The organism is Streptomyces sp. NPDC059853, from assembly GCF_042731495.1.
Classification (GTDB): Bacteria; Actinomycetota; Actinomycetes; order Streptomycetales; family Streptomycetaceae; genus Streptomyces.
Map to the genome: position 1 here is coordinate 15,320 of NZ_JBHWJL010000032.1, position 15,020 is coordinate 30,339.

The window sequence follows — 15,020 nt, forward strand, 5'->3', positions numbered from 1 at the left end:
CTCAGAATTCGCCTGTGGGGCGCCCAGGGCGGCAAAAGAAAGCACGCCGATCAGAGTGCATCTCATTATTGGTCTTACCTTCAACTTCCCGGTCCCCTCCCGAATGAAGTATCCAGTGGCGAGTTACAGTGCAGTCTTTCCCGTTCGGGAATCCAAGACCAAATCAGGGCGTGCCCCACCGTATAAGCTCCGCCGTCGGCTGCCCAGGGGATGGCCGTATTGCGTCGCAAATACGTCAGCTAGCTTGATTTTTAACTTCTATCGTCGAACGTTACGTCATACTTGATTACTCTGTCCGGTAGCCGCCGTACGTGGAAGCGGCCTTCGTCTGAGCATGTGTTCTGGCCAAGAACACACACGCTCAGCACGAAGGCCGTGAGTATGAGTCTGCTGCATCACGATGCCCAGCGAGAGCTGCTGGCCGAACTGCCAGGCTTCCGGGGCGAGGTCTGTCCTTGCCTGACAGCCCGTTCGGATGCTCTGTCCGAGCTGACGGATTCGGTTTTGTGCGGGAATGGGCCGGTGAGGCCACTGGCTGATCTGTCGCCGGTGGGCGAATACCGCCGTGGTCACGGAGGGCTCTAACTTGATTCTTAACCTGTAGGGCGGGGTCGTGGGGTGGTCGACTTCTTGTTCCGGGGCGTGGTGGTGCAAGTCTTGCGAGGGAGGCGACTGCGCCAGGATCAGTACTGGGCGTAGCCAGTACTTCGCGGTGCCCACCACAAACATCCCGAAGAAGAACGCCGTCGCCGCCAGGGCCTCGGCAATGGGAGCTGCCCTTCGGGCCTCAGCCCGCCAGGGTCCGCTTCACCAGCGCCGCCACCCGGCCACCCTCGGCCCGGCCAGCGACCTTCGGGGACACGATCTTCATCACGGCGCCCATCGCCTTCGGCCCCTCGGCGCCCCCCGCCTTCGCCTCGGCCACCGCCTCCGCGACGATCGCCGCCAGCTCCTCGTCCCCCAGCTGCTGCGGCAGATACTGCGCCAGCACCTCGCCCTCGGCCCGCTCCCGCTCCGCCTGCTCGGCCCGGCCGCCCTTGTCGAACGCCTCGGCCGCCTCGCGCCGCTTCTTCGCCTCCCGCGCGACGACCTTCTGCACCTCGTCGTCGGACAGCTCGCGGGCCTCCTTGCCGGCCGTCTCCTCGTAGGCGATGGCGGTGAGCGCGAGCCGCAGCGTGCTGGAGCGCAGCTCATCCCGCTCCTTGATCGCCGCGGTCAGATCGTCGGTGAGCCGGGACTTCAACGTGGTCATGCGATCATTGTGTCAGGCAGGGCCTGCCTACGATGGGACGCATGCGTGCTCGCTCCGCCGTCCCGCTCGGCATCGCCGCCCTGGGGGCCGCCACCCTCGCCTACGCCGCCGGCTACGAGGTCCGGTCCTTCCGCCTGCGCCGGGTCACCGTCCCGGTCCTCCCGCCGGGCATGCGCCCGCTGCGGCTCCTCCAGATCTCCGACATCCACATGGTCAGCGGCCAGCGCAAGAAGCAGCGCTGGCTCCAGTCCCTGGCCGCCCTCCGGCCCGACCTGGTGATCAACACCGGGGACAACCTCTCCGACCCCGAGGGCGTCCCGGAGACCCTGGACGCCCTCGGCCCGCTGATGGAGTTCCCGGGCGCCTACGTCTTCGGCTCCAACGACTACTACGCCCCCAAGCTGCGCAACCCCGGCCGCTACCTGGTGGAGCGCGTCCAGGGCCGGCACGGCCTCAACGGCAACGCCCCGGCCGTCGGCGTCCCGCGCAACCCGTGGTGGGAACTGCGCGACGCCTTCGACGAGGCGGGCTGGGTCAACCTCACCAACACCCGCGGCCGCGTCAAGACCGCGGGTGCCGAGATCGCCCTGACCGGCCTGGACGACCCGCACATCAAGCGCGACCGCTACGGCGAGGTGGCGGGCGGCCCCGAACCGGGCGCGGACCTCTCCCTCGCGGTGGTGCACGCCCCGTACCTGCGCGTCCTGGACGCCTTCACGGCCGACCGCTACCCGCTGATCCTGGCCGGCCACACCCACGGCGGCCAGCTGTGCGTCCCCTTCTACGGCGCGCTGGTCACCAACTGCGACATCGACCCGGACCGGGTCAAGGGCCTCTCCACCCACGAGTCGGCGGGCGAACGCGCCTACCTCCACGTCTCGGCGGGCTGCGGCACGAACCGCTACACCCCGGTCCGCTTCGCCTGCCCCCCGGAGGCCTCCCTGCTCACGCTGACCCCCCGGGACAGCTGACCGGGAAACCAGATTTCGCGTATGCCCCCGGGCCGGGTAGAGTAATCCTCGCTGCACCGGGGTGTGGCGCAGCTTGGCAGCGCGCTTCGTTCGGGACGAAGAGGCCGTGGGTTCAAATCCCGCCACCCCGACAGATGAAACAGCAGGTCAGGCCCGGTGCTGAGAGATCAGCACCGGGCCTGATGTGCTTTGTGGCCCTGTTCTGGGAGCCATTTGGGAGCCGACTCCCAGCGAACTGCCGCCTGCCGTCCAGCCCGCGCCCTGCCGCTCACGCTGGGACAGGGGGGCATCCCTACGGTTGTGCGAGGCCGATCACAGGCGGTACGACGATCGCCATGCACCGATGGTCTCCGTTAAACAACCTGCAGCTCGCCCTCCTCACTCGCATCGGCGAGGGAGCCGACCCCGTCACGTCGGACAGCCCAGAGTTCGCTCTCACCGCCCGCGCGCTCAAGGAGCGGCGTCTGATCACCATGCCCAAGCAGGATGGGAAGGGGCAGGCGGAGATCACTGACGCGGGGCGCTTCTACCCGGAGCCGGCAGTGTGCGCCCGAGGGGCACCGCCTGAAGTGCGGCGGCCGAGCGAAGGGGGAGCTTCTTCCTCGGTCTGCTCAGGGCGTCGGGTGAGGACGACCCGAGTGGAACCGGATCCGGCTGGCGCGCAGCCGGGTGATCAGCGATGTTGAGGACGTGATCGCCGCTGTTACCACGGACCACAGCGCCTTCGAGATTTCGGTGGAGGTCCTGCCCCGAGCCGTCTCGCTGCTCTAACTCCTCGCCGAGCAGGCACGCGTCCGCTACGGCGAGATCACGGTGCCCGAGAAGCGCAGGCAGCCGGGACTGGCCCATTTCTGCCAGCCGGCGTCCTCCCCTTCCACGACATGCTGAGCGGGCGGGAACGGCCCGCCGAGCACATGCTGAGCTCGCGACCACCAGGCCCGGCCGGTCCGCGGTACGGCCGACATCCATGAGGAGGTCGCCCTCGACCTTCTGGTGGACGACCTGTCGGACCGGGCGTAGAAATGCCGGGGAACGAGCCGCAGATGCTCGGGCAGGACCCCCCGGAACGGGAGCCGGACCGCTCCCCGGGCCCCGTCGACCCCGATGACACCTACCGATTCCACCGATCAGTCGTTCTGCTGAAATTCTCGGATCACGACGATGAGTGACGAGGAAGATCGCTACGGTAAGAGTTTCAACGTGAGGGAGGGGACCCATGAGAGCGGACACGGTCGACCTGCGGAGGATCTTCGGCAGGGACGTGCGTTACACGGTGCCACTGTTCCAGCGACCGTATGTGTGGACTCGGGACGACAACTGGTCGGCCCTGTGGGAGGACGTCCGCCGCACCGTGGAGCGGGCTGAGCAGGCGGCTCTGACCGGGGAGACAGTGGCACCTCACTTTCTCGGAGCGGTGGTCTTCGACGAGGCGCCGTACCTCTCATCGAGCCTGGAGACTCGGCAGGTCATCGATGGCCAGCAGCGCCTCACCACGCTCCAGCTGCTCCTGTTCGCCGCCCGCTTGTCGGCGGCATCTCTCAACCACGAGCGTTCTGTCCGGCTGCTGAGCAAGTTCCTGGAGAACGACGAGGACCTGTTCGACCGCGGTCAGAATCCGGACCACCTCTACAAGGTCTGGCCGACCAACGCCGACCGTGACGAGTTCCGCGCCGTCATGCTCGGCCGAGGGGGCGAAGGACGGCTCGCCGAAGCCGTCAGCTACTTCCAGCAGGAGATCGACACCTGGCTGGCGGAAGCCGCTGAGCCCCAGGAACGGCTGGGGACGCTGGTGCAGGCGTTGCGGGAGCAACTGCGTTTGGTGATCATCGACTTGGAAGAGCATGACGATGCGCAGGTGGTCTTCGAGACGTTGAACAGTCGCGGTACGCCGCTGGAGCAAGCAGATCTGATCAAGAATCTGCTCTTCCGCAATGCGGAACGTGCCGGAGCGGACGTCGATCGGCTGTACAAGACGTACTGGGCTGCCTTCGACCAGGACGAGTGGCGCTCGGAGCAGACCACCGGCCGTATCACCCGAAGCCGCCTCGACGTGTTCCTGACGTACTGGCTCACCATGCGTACGCAGCTCGAGTTCACCGCTTCCGCCCTGTTCAAGGAGTTCGAACGCTGGCTGCTGACGTCGGCGGTACCCACGGAAGAGGTTTTTGCCGAGCTGACGCGCTACGCCGAAATCTATGACCTCATCGACGACCATCCGCTGCACGGTGTCGAAGGCCGGTTCCTGTACCGGATGAAGGTCCTCCAGACCTCCACTCCGATGCCCCTGCTGCTTTTCCTCTACGGGTTGGACGACTCCGTACTGCCGCGGGAGCGCCGACGGCGGGCGATCCGCGCCATTGACAGTTACCTCGTTCGCCGTGCCGTGCTCAACCTCAGCACCCGGGACTACAACAACGTCTTCCGTGACCTCGTCGCGGCGGTGGCCCGGCAACCGGGCCACGCGGACGAGGCCATCATCAAGGCGCTCTCGGCGATGCACGGCCACCATCGCCATTGGCCGAGCGACCACGAGTTCCGTACTGCTCTGGAAGAGGACCCCATCTACTCCCGCCTGGTCCGCCGGAGCGTACGCATCCTCCTGGAAGCGCTGGAGGACGAGCTGCGCACCGACCACACCGAACAGCTCACCGTGCCCGTGGGCGAGCAGATCGGTGCGAAGCTGACCATCGAGCACGTGATGCCACAGAGCTGGCGTGACCACTGGCCGCCCCTTGCGGGCGATCCGTCCGACGGAGCCGACCGCGACGAACTGGTCCACGTACTGGGCAATCTGACTCTGGTGACCGCCCGTCTGAACCCCACCCTGGGCAACATGGCCTGGGAGGACAAGCGGCAGTGGCTCGGCAAGCACAGCCTGCTGCGCCTGACGCACGGAACCCTGCTCAGCGCTCCGCCTCACACCGGCATCAGCGATTGGACGGCCTCCTGGGACGAGCACCGCATTCGTGCCCGGGGCGCGTATCTCGCTTCCCTGTCCCTGGGGATCTGGCCGCATGCCGAGGATCTGCTCGGCAGCGCCGACTGAGGGGTGTCCTGACTGGCCGCATTGTCACGTGGTGTGTTGACGTGGTGATGCTTCCCTCGCTGCCGCACTCCAGAGGCCGGCCAGTTCCTCCCGCCCGCGTGTGATGACGTCGAACGCCTGCTCCCGGTCGGTGCCCGGGGGCAGCGGGGTGTCGGTGAGAAGGTCGGCCGGGGTGTACGAGGTACGCAGCCAGCGCTCCAGCGCGCGCCAGTCGGTGAGCCGGTCGGACGACAGGCTGTCCGACCAGGGGCTCCTTTCGTACGGTGTGCCGTCGGTGCCGCTCGCGTGGAGGAGGCCGGAGCGGCGTACCAGGCAGGGAAAGCAGAGGCCGCAGTTGGCCAGAGGTGGGCGGCCTTTGCGGCGGGTGGGTGGTCTGCCGCAGCTGAGGGTGGCTTCGAGGTGGCACGGGTGGAGGCCCGCGTCGAGTGCCTGCCGGCACACCTCGCCCTTCGTCCGGAGGGCCCAGGGGTTGACCACACGTATGCCGGTCCCGGGGTCGCTGACGGCGTCCAGTACGGCGTTGAGGCGGTGGAGTGTCGCCGGGTGCACAGACCGGGTGGAGAGGGCGGCAGAACGGGCCGCCGTCAGGGGCGGGTTGAGGGCGACCTGCCCGTTCTCGGGGATGTGGACGGTGCGCACTCCGTGCGCGGTGGCGGCGCGGACGGCGCCGGTCGCGTAGAGCAGTCCGCGGGTGCGGGAGGAGGGTTCCAGCCGCTGCCCGGTGCCGTCGCCGTTCGGTCGCTGGTCCATCCACAGCAGGGACACCGGCCGCGTCGAGCGGTGCGTGGCGGCCGCGTACACCCCTTGCTGGAGGGACTTCAGGTTGATCTCGTGGAACATCACGAGCAGCAGAGGGCGGCTGTCGTCGGCGCGGGCCCGGGTGGCGGCCCAGCTGAGGGAGTCGAGACCCCCGGAGAACAGCGCCACTTCCGAGGCGCGCTGCTCGTCGGGGGCGATCATCGCCTCCTGGGTGTGCCCGCCCTTGAGCGGCCGGAGATCCAGTGTCCAGAAATCCCCGGTGAGGGTCTGGAGCAGTGTCGCGAGGTGGCCGAGGACGTCGGGGCGCTGCCACCTCCCGTGTTCCGTCACGGGGACGGAGAGGGTGATGCGGCGGGTCCACCGGTCCGGAGTGTGGTGTCTGCGGGCGTACTTGTCGGCGATGAAGGTGGCCCTGGCGACGCGGAACAGGTCCTCGGCCCAGTCGGGGACCCGGCCCGGCAGGCGGTGCAGGCCGGTCGTGTGGTGTTCCCTGCGCTGGAAGGCCGGTGTCCTGATCGGTGTCCAGGGTGCGTCGTGGGGTGGTGAGCCGAGGGCATCGGGCCACCACAGGTGGCAGCCGGGGTCCGTCATGTCTGCGCTCCCTCTTTCGTGGTGGTGAGGCCGAGAGCGTGGGCGACGGCTTCGGGGACCAGCGACGCGGCGATGCTGGGGAGGGTGGGCTCCTGGTCCGGCCGGGGGCCGGTGGTCTCTGCGGCGTGCTCGCACGGGTTGGGCACCACTTCCAGCACCTTCTCCGCCACCCGGTCGGCGATCGTGTTTTCCACATCCAGGACGAGCAACGGCACGGCGAGCTTGAGGTGTTCGGCGACGACGGACCGGAGGAATTCGGCGACGAGGCCGGCGAAGAAGAACCGGTAGAGGGTGCACAGCATGTCGGAGGCGAGGCCGCCGCGTGCGGCGCCCGTGGTCATGTCCTGCTCCAGCTCCGGATGCTCGTTCCGGAGGTTCCGGACCGCCGTCGCCAGCCCTCTGCGCACCGCGGCGTCGGCGAGGGTGCCGCCGTCTCCTCCGACCTCGTGGATGAGCCGGGCGAGCAGGGAGTCCGTCGACTCCTCGCCTTCGGCGGCCAGCGAACCCAGGACCCCGGCGAGCCGTTCGCCGGCCGCGCAGGCCGCATCGTACAGACCAAAGGCGGAAGGGTCGGCGCGCAATGTCTCGTGCAGGGCGCGCAGGTGGTCGTCCGCGATGGAGGTCAGTCGCTGATGCGGCGTGGGAGGGCCCCCGGGTACGCGTGCCAGCCGTCTGCCGGCGTTGCTCCACCGGCTGCCGGCCGGTCCCTTCCATCGTGTGGATGTCCCCACAGCGCCCCCCAAGCCGCCGGTGTTGTTCCGATCCGCGCTCCTCAGCCATGGCATCAGAGCGGGCGATCTTCAGGTAGGGCGGGACTCGGCCAGGGCGGCAGGCGTGTGGCCGGGCGTGCGTCGTCGCGGAGCCGCGCCTGCCGCGTCGTGGGGCGGCGGGAGTGGGGCCGTGGTGGCAGCAGGCGGTGGCGGGGGTGCTGAGACCGGCCGGGGAGGTGCCGCGCGTGTTCCGTGTGTCGTGGGTGCCGAGTGGTTCATAGGGTGCGGAGGGCTTGTTTCCGATCCAGCGCGCGCGTCACGTTCCGGTCGTGAAGGCCCCCAAGCGGGGAGTGATATGGGTCACTTCCGGGCCCCGTCCAGCGGTTGCTGATCCGTTCTCCCGTCGCCCGCCCAAAGGGCTCCGTGAGCAGCGATCTCTTGTAGAGGACGAGGGGTGCGCAGTAGATGTGCGCAAGGGAGTGCGCGCGTGGTGCCCCCCGGTAGCCTGTGCTGCAACTGACGCCCTCCCCTGCTAAGTTCCCTGACATCGCCGCCAACAAGCGGCGTCATCAGGCGGATTGCGGATACTGAGCGCCAACGGGAAGCATGCGCAGATGTACTGCGCACTGATCGATCCCCGGGCATGGACAGAGGGAAACGCGGAATGACATCGTTCTTCGAACTACTGGGGACGGCGATGCAGAGCACGGGCACGACGCTTCGGCTGTGCCTGCTGATGCTGGCCGCCGCGATAGCGCTCGCCATCTTCAACAGGCTGTGAGTGCGAGGGAATCAGGGGGTCGCGGAGAAGCCATGACAGGGGAGAGCGTGGAGACGAAGGAGTCCCCGGCGTACATCGCCGACCGGCTCTGGCGGGCGTACACGCCCTACCAACGGGGCCGGAACACGGTCGACGACCTGTCGTCGATGCTGGCCATTCTGCTGCTCGCGGACTTCGTCGAGGCAGGTGACGAGGAGTTCCGCGAGCAATGGGAGCGCGCGGTGCGGGATGCGGGGAAGGGCCTGTCGCCGCTGGCCGATCTCCGCGCCATGATGAGGGCTGCCGGCCGACGGGACGGGTTTCCCGTACCCTCCCTGCGCCACGCGGAGTTCGGCTTCCTCTCCGGCGGCGGTCCCGGTGACGCGGGGTGGCTGACAGCTTTTCTCGCTGTCTGGACGACACACCCGGGACTGACCCGAGCCGGATTGCCCGAGATCTGTGCGGCACTTTTGGAGCGTCATGTTCAGCAGAGCACGTTCGCCTCAGGGGAGTACCACACACCGCGCGCGGTGGCGCGGCTGGTGACGGCGCTCGCGGCCCCGCGACCCGGGCATCGCATCCTGGACCCCGCGTGCGGGTCCGGCTCTCTGCTGGCAGGCACGGTGGGGACGGTGGCGGGGTCGGGCCGCGTGGATGGGGCTCTGGTCGAGGCGTACGCCACGGACCGGGGGAATGTGTGGCTGGCCACGATGAACCTGGCCGCTCACGGAGTGGACCGGCCCGTTGTCGGTACCTCCGACCCGGTGTCGCTCTCCTCGGGCCAGGGCCACGGGCTCGCCGACCGGGTGCTGAGTAACCCGCCGTTCAACCAGCCTTTCAAGGGCATGAGCACGGTGAGCTGGCCGTTCGGACAGCCGCCCGGCAGCAACGCCAACTTCGCCTGGCTCCAGGGAGCGTGGGGTCGGCTGAGCGAACAGGGAATGGCCCTGGTGATCATGCCCGCACGCGCGGCGTGGTCAGACGGCCCCGAGGCGGCGATCCGCACCCGGATGGTGGAAGGCCGCGCGATCCTCGGCGTCATCGCTCTGCCGGCACAGCTCTTCTTCCACACCTCCGTTCCCGTGCATATCTGGGTGCTCGCCCGGGACGCGGCCTCCCAGCTGCCCCCGGGCCAGGAGAACTCCGTCCTCTTCATCGACGCGGGCCGGCTCGGCACACAGGCGCCGCGGCAACCGCGGGTGCTCTCCGAGGACGAGACGGCACGTATCGGTGGCCGGTTCCACGCGTGGCTGCGATCCCCGTACACGAACGGCGACGAGCCCGGATTCTCCCGCGCGGTCGCGCGCGAGGAGATCCTTGAGAAGGGGGGAAGTCTCGATCCCCGCCGTTACATTCCCGTCGAGCAGGAGCTCAGTTCCTCGGCACAGGACCTGGGGCAGGCGTGCCAAGAGCTGGAGCGGCTGCACAGGGCCACGTCCGATACGCATCTCGACCTGCTGGACGGCCTCGCCACCAGTGCGCGTGTGAGTCGCCGAGGGGTGGAGATCCCTAGCTTGTCGCTTCAGGAAATCGTGGACGGTGAGGTGGCGGAGGGATCGAAACCGGGCCGTCTCCTCGCTGGGCCGTCGGGAAGCCTCATCCGTGCCGAGCACTACGTCGAGGGAGACGGCGTTCCCGTGGTCATGCCCAAGGATCTCGCAGGCGGCGGCTTCGATGAGGAGAACATCAAACGCATCTCCCCCGAACAGGCCGACCACCTCGCCCGATTCCGTCTCGAGTGCGGCGATGTGGTGATCGCGCGCCGGGGCGAGCTGGGGCGATGCGGTGTGGTGCGTCCGGAACAGCACGGCTGGATCTGCGGGACCGGCTGCTTTGTGCTGCGGCCTCCCGCCGAGTTGGACGCCGAGTACTTCGCCGCGTACCTGCGCAGCGCGAAGGCCCGTGTATGGCTGGACGCCCATTCCACGGGCAGTCTGACCATGAAGACCATCTCGCTCCCGGTGCTGGGCGAGCTCCCTGTCGTCCTGCCCGATCGCGGGGTGCAGCGGGAGATCGCCGAAGGAATGAGGCGTCTGGATCGCCACGAGAGTCTGCTGCGGGCGCAGTTGGAGCTGACGCGCCGGATGCGCCGAGATGCCGTGAACGCGTTCTTCGATGTCTGAGGGGGGATCCGCCGCGCCCGGTGGAAGGCGGCCGTGCCGCTGTGGCGCCGCAGGCCCGCCGGTGTGGTCGTGGCGGGCCTGGTGATGGGTGCCGATCTGGCCGCCAAGGGCTGGGTGCACGGGCCGGACTCCGCCGCGCTGTGAGCGCCCGGCCTGTTCTGCGCGTTCATCGCGGTGCCGCTGTACCGGCGGGTGGCCGGGCCAGTGACCGCAGCAGGTCCAGGAACTCCGTCTCCCGCTCCATCAGGCAGAAGTGCCGCCGGGCAGAGTGAACCGCTCGGACGCGCCGGTGGTCAGCCTCTCCCATCCGGCGATCGCGCAGGGCGAGGCGGAGGCGTCCGCATGGCCGCCCGCGGCCGTCACCGGGATCGCTGCCATGGCCCTGGCGCGGTCCGGCGCGTTCACCTCATCCGCACCAGAGCCACGTAGCAGGCCAGCGAGAGCGCCAGCCGGAGCAGCACGTCCAGCCAGTCCACCCACCCACCGCCGAGCGCCGCGACGGCGATCCCGGAGAGCACCGCGGCCGTCGCCAGCGCTGTGCCGTAGGCGCGGGCGACGTGGTAGCGGTGGACGAGGGTGCCCAGCAGGGCGGCCGGCAGCTGGACCACGACATGGGCGAGGGCGCCGGTCAGGAGCATGGCGAGGACGAGCAGCGCGGGCGGCTCCACGGTGCCGTACAGCGCCGCGCTCGATGGGGTCGGGATGAGGAACAGCCCCAGCAGCACGAAGCCGCTGACGTGCATCGCCAGGAGATGGGCGCCGGTCCGCAGGCTCAGCCGGGGGAGGGCGCGGGTGAGGGCCTCTTCGATCCGTACTTCTCTGGGTACGTCCATGAGCCGACAGGCTACGGGCCCGGCCGCTGCCGGGCCCTCCGGGGTGCGTCAGCCCAGCCGCGAGCGGTGCTTCACCGTCGCCTTCTCGGTCTTGCCGTGCGTCTTCGCCGCCACCTCGCGCGCCTTGTGTTCCGCCTCGCGGACCCGCTCCGGCGTCACCGCGTGCTTTCCGTGACCGCGTACTTCCCGTTCGTGTTGTGCCCGGTGCTTCGACATGCTCACCGTCTCCTCGTACGTGTCCCCTTTGTCCATCCTCTCTCCCCGGCGCCCGGATAGCATCCCCGCATGGGAAACGGCCAGTGGTTCCCGGCCGAGTGGGCGGGGCGGGTACGGGAGTTCGTGCGCGGCGAGATCACCCCGGTGGTGCCCCGGCGGGCCGCTACCGTGCTGCTCACGCGTGCGGGGCCGGGCGGCGGACCGCAGGTCTTCCTGCTGCGCCGCCGGCTGTCGATGGGCTTCGCGGCCGGCGCGTACGCGTACCCCGGGGGCGGTGTGGATCCGCGCGACGCCGCCGACGACGCCCTGGCCTGGGCCGGCCCCGACCGCGAGGGGTGGGCGCGGCGGCTCGGGGTGCCGCCCGCCGACGCGCAGGCGATCGTGTGCGCGGCCGTCCGTGAGACCTTCGAGGAGACCGGCGTCCTGCTCGCCGGCCCCGACCCCGCGACCGTGGCCGCCGACACCACCGGCGCCGACTGGGAGGCCGACCGGGCCGCGCTCGCCGCCCGCGAGCTGTCCCTGGCCGCCCTGCTCGCCCGCCGCTCGCTGCTGCTGCGCAGCGACCTGCTCACCGCGCGCGCCCGCTGGGTCACCCCGGAGTTCGAGCCGCGCCGGTACGACACCTGGTTCTTCAGCGCCGCCCTGCCGCCGGGCCAGCGCACCCGCAACGCCTCCACCGAGGCCGACCGGACCGTCTGGATGGCGCCCGCCGACGCCCTGGCCGGGTACGAGCGCGGCGACATGATCATGATGCCGCCGACCGTCGCCACCCTCCGGCAGCTGGCCACCGGCGCCGAGCCGGGCCCCCTCGACCCGGTGCTCGTCCGGGTACGGACCACCGGGGAGCGGATTGTGCTCAGCTGGCCCGGGCATGAGGAATTCGAAAGGACGGTGGAACGATGAGTGAGGCCTCCGCGCTGCCCGGCGCGCCCCGGATCGGCTCCCCGGCCGGGCCCGCCACCGAGCGGGCCACCTGCGTGCTGGCGCCCAATCCCTCGGCGATGACCCTGGACGGCACCAACACCTGGGTCCTCGCCGAGCCCGGCTCCGACCTCGCCGTGGTCCTCGACCCGGGCCCGGACGACGAGACGCATCTGCGGCACGTCGCCGACACCGTCGAACGGGCCGGCCGCCGCGTCGCGTACACCCTGCTCAGCCACGGGCACCAGGACCACTGCGGCGGCGCCGCCCGGTTCGCGGAGCTGACCGGCGCCCCGGTGCGCGCACTCGATCCGCGGCTGCGGCTCGGCGACGAAGGGCTCGCGGACGGTGACGTCGTCACCGCCGGTGGCCTCGAACTGCGGGTGGTCGGCACCCCCGGCCACACCACCGACTCGCTGTGCTTCCTGCTGCCCGCCGACAACGCGCTGCTCACCGGGGACACGGTGCTCGGCCGGGGCACCACGATCATCGCCCATCCCGACGGCCGGCTCGGCGAGTACCTCACCTCCCTGCGCACCCTGCGCCGCCTCACCGAGGAGGAGGGCGTGCGCACCGTGCTCCCCGGCCACGGTCCGGTGCTGCGCGACGCCCTGGGGGTCATCGACTACTACCTGGTGCACCGCGCCAAGCGGCTCGCCGAGGTGGAGAGCGCCGTCGAGAACGGGTACCGCACCGCGCCCGAGATCGTGGCGCACGTCTACGCGGACGTGGACCGCGCGGTGTGGCCGGCCGCCGAGCTGTCGGTCCGCGCGCAGCTCGACCACCTGCGCGAGCACGGCCTGATCCCGGACGGTGAGGACACCCCGTAGGCACGGCGAGCGGAAACGACGGCACGCCGGTACGCCCTCGGGCGTACCGGCGTGCTCGGGAAGAAACGGGGCCGGGTCAGCGCGAGCGGCGTGCCAGCCGCTCGATGTCCAGCAGGATCACCGCACGGGCCTCCAGCCGCAGCCAGCCGCGGGCGGCGAAGTCGGCCAGCGCCTTGTTGACGGTCTCCCGGGAGGCGCCCACCAGCTGGGCCAGCTCCTCCTGGGTGAGGTCGTGCACGACGTGGATGCCCTCGTCCGACTGGACGCCGAAGCGGCGCGACAGGTCGAGCAGTGCCTTGGCCACCCGGCCGGGGACGTCGGAGAAGACCAGGTCGGACATGTTGTCGTTGGTGCGGCGCAGCCTGCGGGCCACCGCGCGCAGCAGGGCCGCCGCGACCTCGGGCCGGGCGTTCAGCCAGGGCTGGAGGTCGCCGTGGCCCAGGCCGAGCAGCCGGACCTCGGTCAGGGCGGTGGCGGTGGCGGTGCGCGGGCCCGGGTCGAAGAGGGACAGCTCACCGATCAGCTCGCCGGCGCCGAGGACGGCGAGCATGTTCTCCCGGCCGTCGGGCGAGGTGCGGTGCAGTTTGACCTTGCCCTCGGTGACGACGTACAAGCGGTCGCCCGGATCGCCCTCGTGGAAGAGGGTCTCACCGCGAGCCAGGGTGACCTCGGTCATGGAGCCGCGCAGCTCAGCGGCCTGCTCGTCATCGAGCGCCGCGAAGAGCGGGGCGCGCCGCAGAACGTCGTCCACGAGTTCTCTCTCCTTGTCGGCCAGGCCGTGAAAGGTCATGCACCCCTCATCATGCCGGACACCACAGCAGTGCTATCAGTCACAAGTTTGACTTACCGGGAAAGCCCGGACAGCGCCAGGGGCTGATTCGGGTGATGGATGAGGTGAGTGCCCCACGATTGTCGCCGGGGCCGTTTACGCTGGCCGGGTGGCCAACGGCCCTGTGAACGTACGGGGCTGGGCCGCCCGGAGAGACCAGGAAGAGAGGCCGGGAGGGTGAACGCGACCGGGAATTCCGCTGATGGCGAACGCGGAGCGGGCGGGCCGGCGAAACCGGTACGAAAGCCCGCGCGCGCCCGTCCGGGTGCCGCGGGGGAGAGCCGTACCGCCCTGGTGCGCCGGGCCCGCAAGATCAACCGCGAGCTGGGCGAGGTCTACTACTACGCGCATCCGGAGCTCGACTTCGAGAACCCGTTCGAGCTGCTGGTGGCCACGGTGCTGTCCGCCCAGACCACCGACCTGCGGGTGAACCAGACCACCCCCCGCTTGTTCGCCGCGTATCCCACCCCGGCCGCCATGGCCGCCGCCGACCCGGCGCGGGTGGAGGAGCTGATCCGTCCCACCGGTTTCTTCCGCAACAAGACGAAGTCGCTGATAGGGCTCTCCACGGCGCTGCGGGACCGTTTCGGCGGCGAGGTGCCCGGCCGTCTGGAGGACCTGGTCTCGCTGCCCGGGGTGGGCCGCAAGACCGCGCACGTGGTGCTCGGCAACGCCTTCGGCAAGCCGGGGATAACGGTGGACACGCACTTCCAGCGGCTGGTGCGGCGCTGGAATTGGACGGAGCAGACCGACCCGGACAAGATCGAGGCCGAGGTGGGGGAGCTGTTCCCGAAGAAGGACTGGACGATGCTCTCGCACCGCGTCATCTTCCACGGCCGCCGGATCTGCCACAGCCGCAAGCCCGCCTGCGGGGCCTGCCCGATCGCGCACCTGTGTCCGTCCTACGGGGAGGGGGAGACCGATCCCGAGAAGGCGAAGAAGCTGCTGAAGTACGAGATGGGCGGCTACCCCGGGCAGCGGCTGAAGCCACCGGCCGACTACCCGGGCCCGCCCGCCCCGGCGGCAGGCGACCCGCCCGGCTGAGGACGCGGGCGGCCCCCCGGCCCGTGCGCGCCGGGGCGGGCGGGCGGACGGGCCGGACGCCGGGAGGGGAGCGCGGACTCCGGGCGGGCGCCCCGCAGCCGCCCCCACGCCGCCGCACGCCCCCACCCCGCCGGC

12 protein-coding genes, 1 tRNA gene and 1 pseudogene are annotated in these 15,020 nt (G+C 70.1%); 8 read left to right on the plus strand and 6 right to left on the minus strand.

Annotated features, from left to right (window positions below; genetic code table 11):
* Positions 1–381 precede the first annotated feature (381 nt).
* Positions 382–582: pseudogene (locus ACFV5N_RS06005) on the plus strand (transposase); the annotation flags it as partial.
* A gap of 205 nt (positions 583–787) precedes the next feature.
* Here ACFV5N_RS06005 and ACFV5N_RS06010 read toward each other — a convergent pair.
* Positions 788–1,252, minus strand: a complete 465-nt coding sequence (locus ACFV5N_RS06010) for a GatB/YqeY domain-containing protein (protein ID WP_385594649.1) — start codon at positions 1,250–1,252, stop codon at positions 788–790.
* A gap of 41 nt (positions 1,253–1,293) precedes the next feature.
* On the opposite strand from ACFV5N_RS06010, the gene ACFV5N_RS06015 reads away from it, so the two are divergent.
* From ACFV5N_RS06015 to ACFV5N_RS06025, 3 genes are all read left to right on the plus strand, one after another.
* Entirely contained in the window at positions 1,294–2,223 is a 930-nt protein-coding gene (locus tag ACFV5N_RS06015) for a metallophosphoesterase (RefSeq protein ID WP_381186339.1), read from the plus strand.
* A gap of 57 nt (positions 2,224–2,280) precedes the next feature.
* Positions 2,281–2,354 (plus strand) — tRNA-Pro (locus ACFV5N_RS06020).
* A gap of 1,085 nt (positions 2,355–3,439) precedes the next feature.
* Positions 3,440–5,269 (plus strand): DUF262 domain-containing protein, encoded by a 1,830-nt coding sequence (locus tag ACFV5N_RS06025; protein WP_381186342.1) that lies wholly within the window; start codon positions 3,440–3,442, stop codon positions 5,267–5,269.
* A gap of 24 nt (positions 5,270–5,293) precedes the next feature.
* Here the strand turns inward: ACFV5N_RS06025 and ACFV5N_RS06030 are convergent, their stop codons facing one another.
* Positions 5,294–6,619 (minus strand): hypothetical protein, encoded by a 1,326-nt coding sequence (locus tag ACFV5N_RS06030; protein WP_381186345.1) that lies wholly within the window; start codon positions 6,617–6,619, stop codon positions 5,294–5,296.
* Complete coding sequence (locus tag ACFV5N_RS06035; RefSeq protein ID WP_385594654.1) at positions 6,616–7,200, minus strand: hypothetical protein; 585 nt, start codon at positions 7,198–7,200, stop codon at positions 6,616–6,618. The genes ACFV5N_RS06030 and ACFV5N_RS06035 overlap by 4 nt, the downstream gene beginning before the upstream one ends.
* A 957-nt stretch (positions 7,201–8,157) precedes the next feature.
* Here ACFV5N_RS06035 and ACFV5N_RS06040 point away from each other — a divergent pair.
* Complete coding sequence (locus ACFV5N_RS06040) at positions 8,158–10,212, plus strand: N-6 DNA methylase (RefSeq protein ID WP_381186350.1); 2,055 nt, start codon at positions 8,158–8,160, stop codon at positions 10,210–10,212.
* Positions 10,213–10,613: 401 nt separating this feature from the next.
* Here the strand turns inward: ACFV5N_RS06040 and ACFV5N_RS06045 are convergent, their stop codons facing one another.
* On the minus strand, positions 10,614–11,045 hold the full coding sequence (locus ACFV5N_RS06045; RefSeq protein WP_381186356.1) for a hypothetical protein: 432 nt from the start codon (positions 11,043–11,045) through the stop codon (positions 10,614–10,616).
* A gap of 48 nt (positions 11,046–11,093) precedes the next feature.
* Entirely contained in the window at positions 11,094–11,297 is a 204-nt protein-coding gene (locus tag ACFV5N_RS06050) for a hypothetical protein (RefSeq protein ID WP_381186359.1), read from the minus strand.
* Between the two features lie 33 nt (positions 11,298–11,330).
* Here ACFV5N_RS06050 and ACFV5N_RS06055 point away from each other — a divergent pair, with 33 nt between their 5' ends.
* Both ACFV5N_RS06055 and ACFV5N_RS06060 read left to right on the plus strand, forming a co-directional pair.
* Positions 11,331–12,164: an NUDIX hydrolase gene (locus ACFV5N_RS06055; RefSeq protein ID WP_385594658.1), complete on the plus strand. Its 834-nt coding sequence runs from the start codon at positions 11,331–11,333 to the stop codon at positions 12,162–12,164.
* The gene (locus ACFV5N_RS06060) at positions 12,161–13,012 is read left to right on the plus strand and encodes an MBL fold metallo-hydrolase (protein WP_385594659.1); all 852 of its coding nucleotides are present in this window, start codon (positions 12,161–12,163) and stop codon (positions 13,010–13,012) included. The genes ACFV5N_RS06055 and ACFV5N_RS06060 overlap by 4 nt, the downstream gene beginning before the upstream one ends.
* A 76-nt stretch (positions 13,013–13,088) precedes the next feature.
* Here the strand turns inward: ACFV5N_RS06060 and ACFV5N_RS06065 are convergent, their stop codons facing one another.
* Positions 13,089–13,763 carry a Crp/Fnr family transcriptional regulator gene (locus ACFV5N_RS06065; protein ID WP_026047468.1) on the minus strand — a complete coding sequence of 225 codons (675 nt, stop codon included), beginning with the start codon at positions 13,761–13,763 and terminating at the stop codon, positions 13,089–13,091.
* A gap of 255 nt (positions 13,764–14,018) precedes the next feature.
* On the opposite strand from ACFV5N_RS06065, the gene nth reads away from it, so the two are divergent.
* Entirely contained in the window at positions 14,019–14,885 is an 867-nt protein-coding gene (gene nth, locus ACFV5N_RS06070; protein WP_385594661.1) for an endonuclease III, read from the plus strand.
* Positions 14,886–15,020 lie beyond the last annotated feature (135 nt).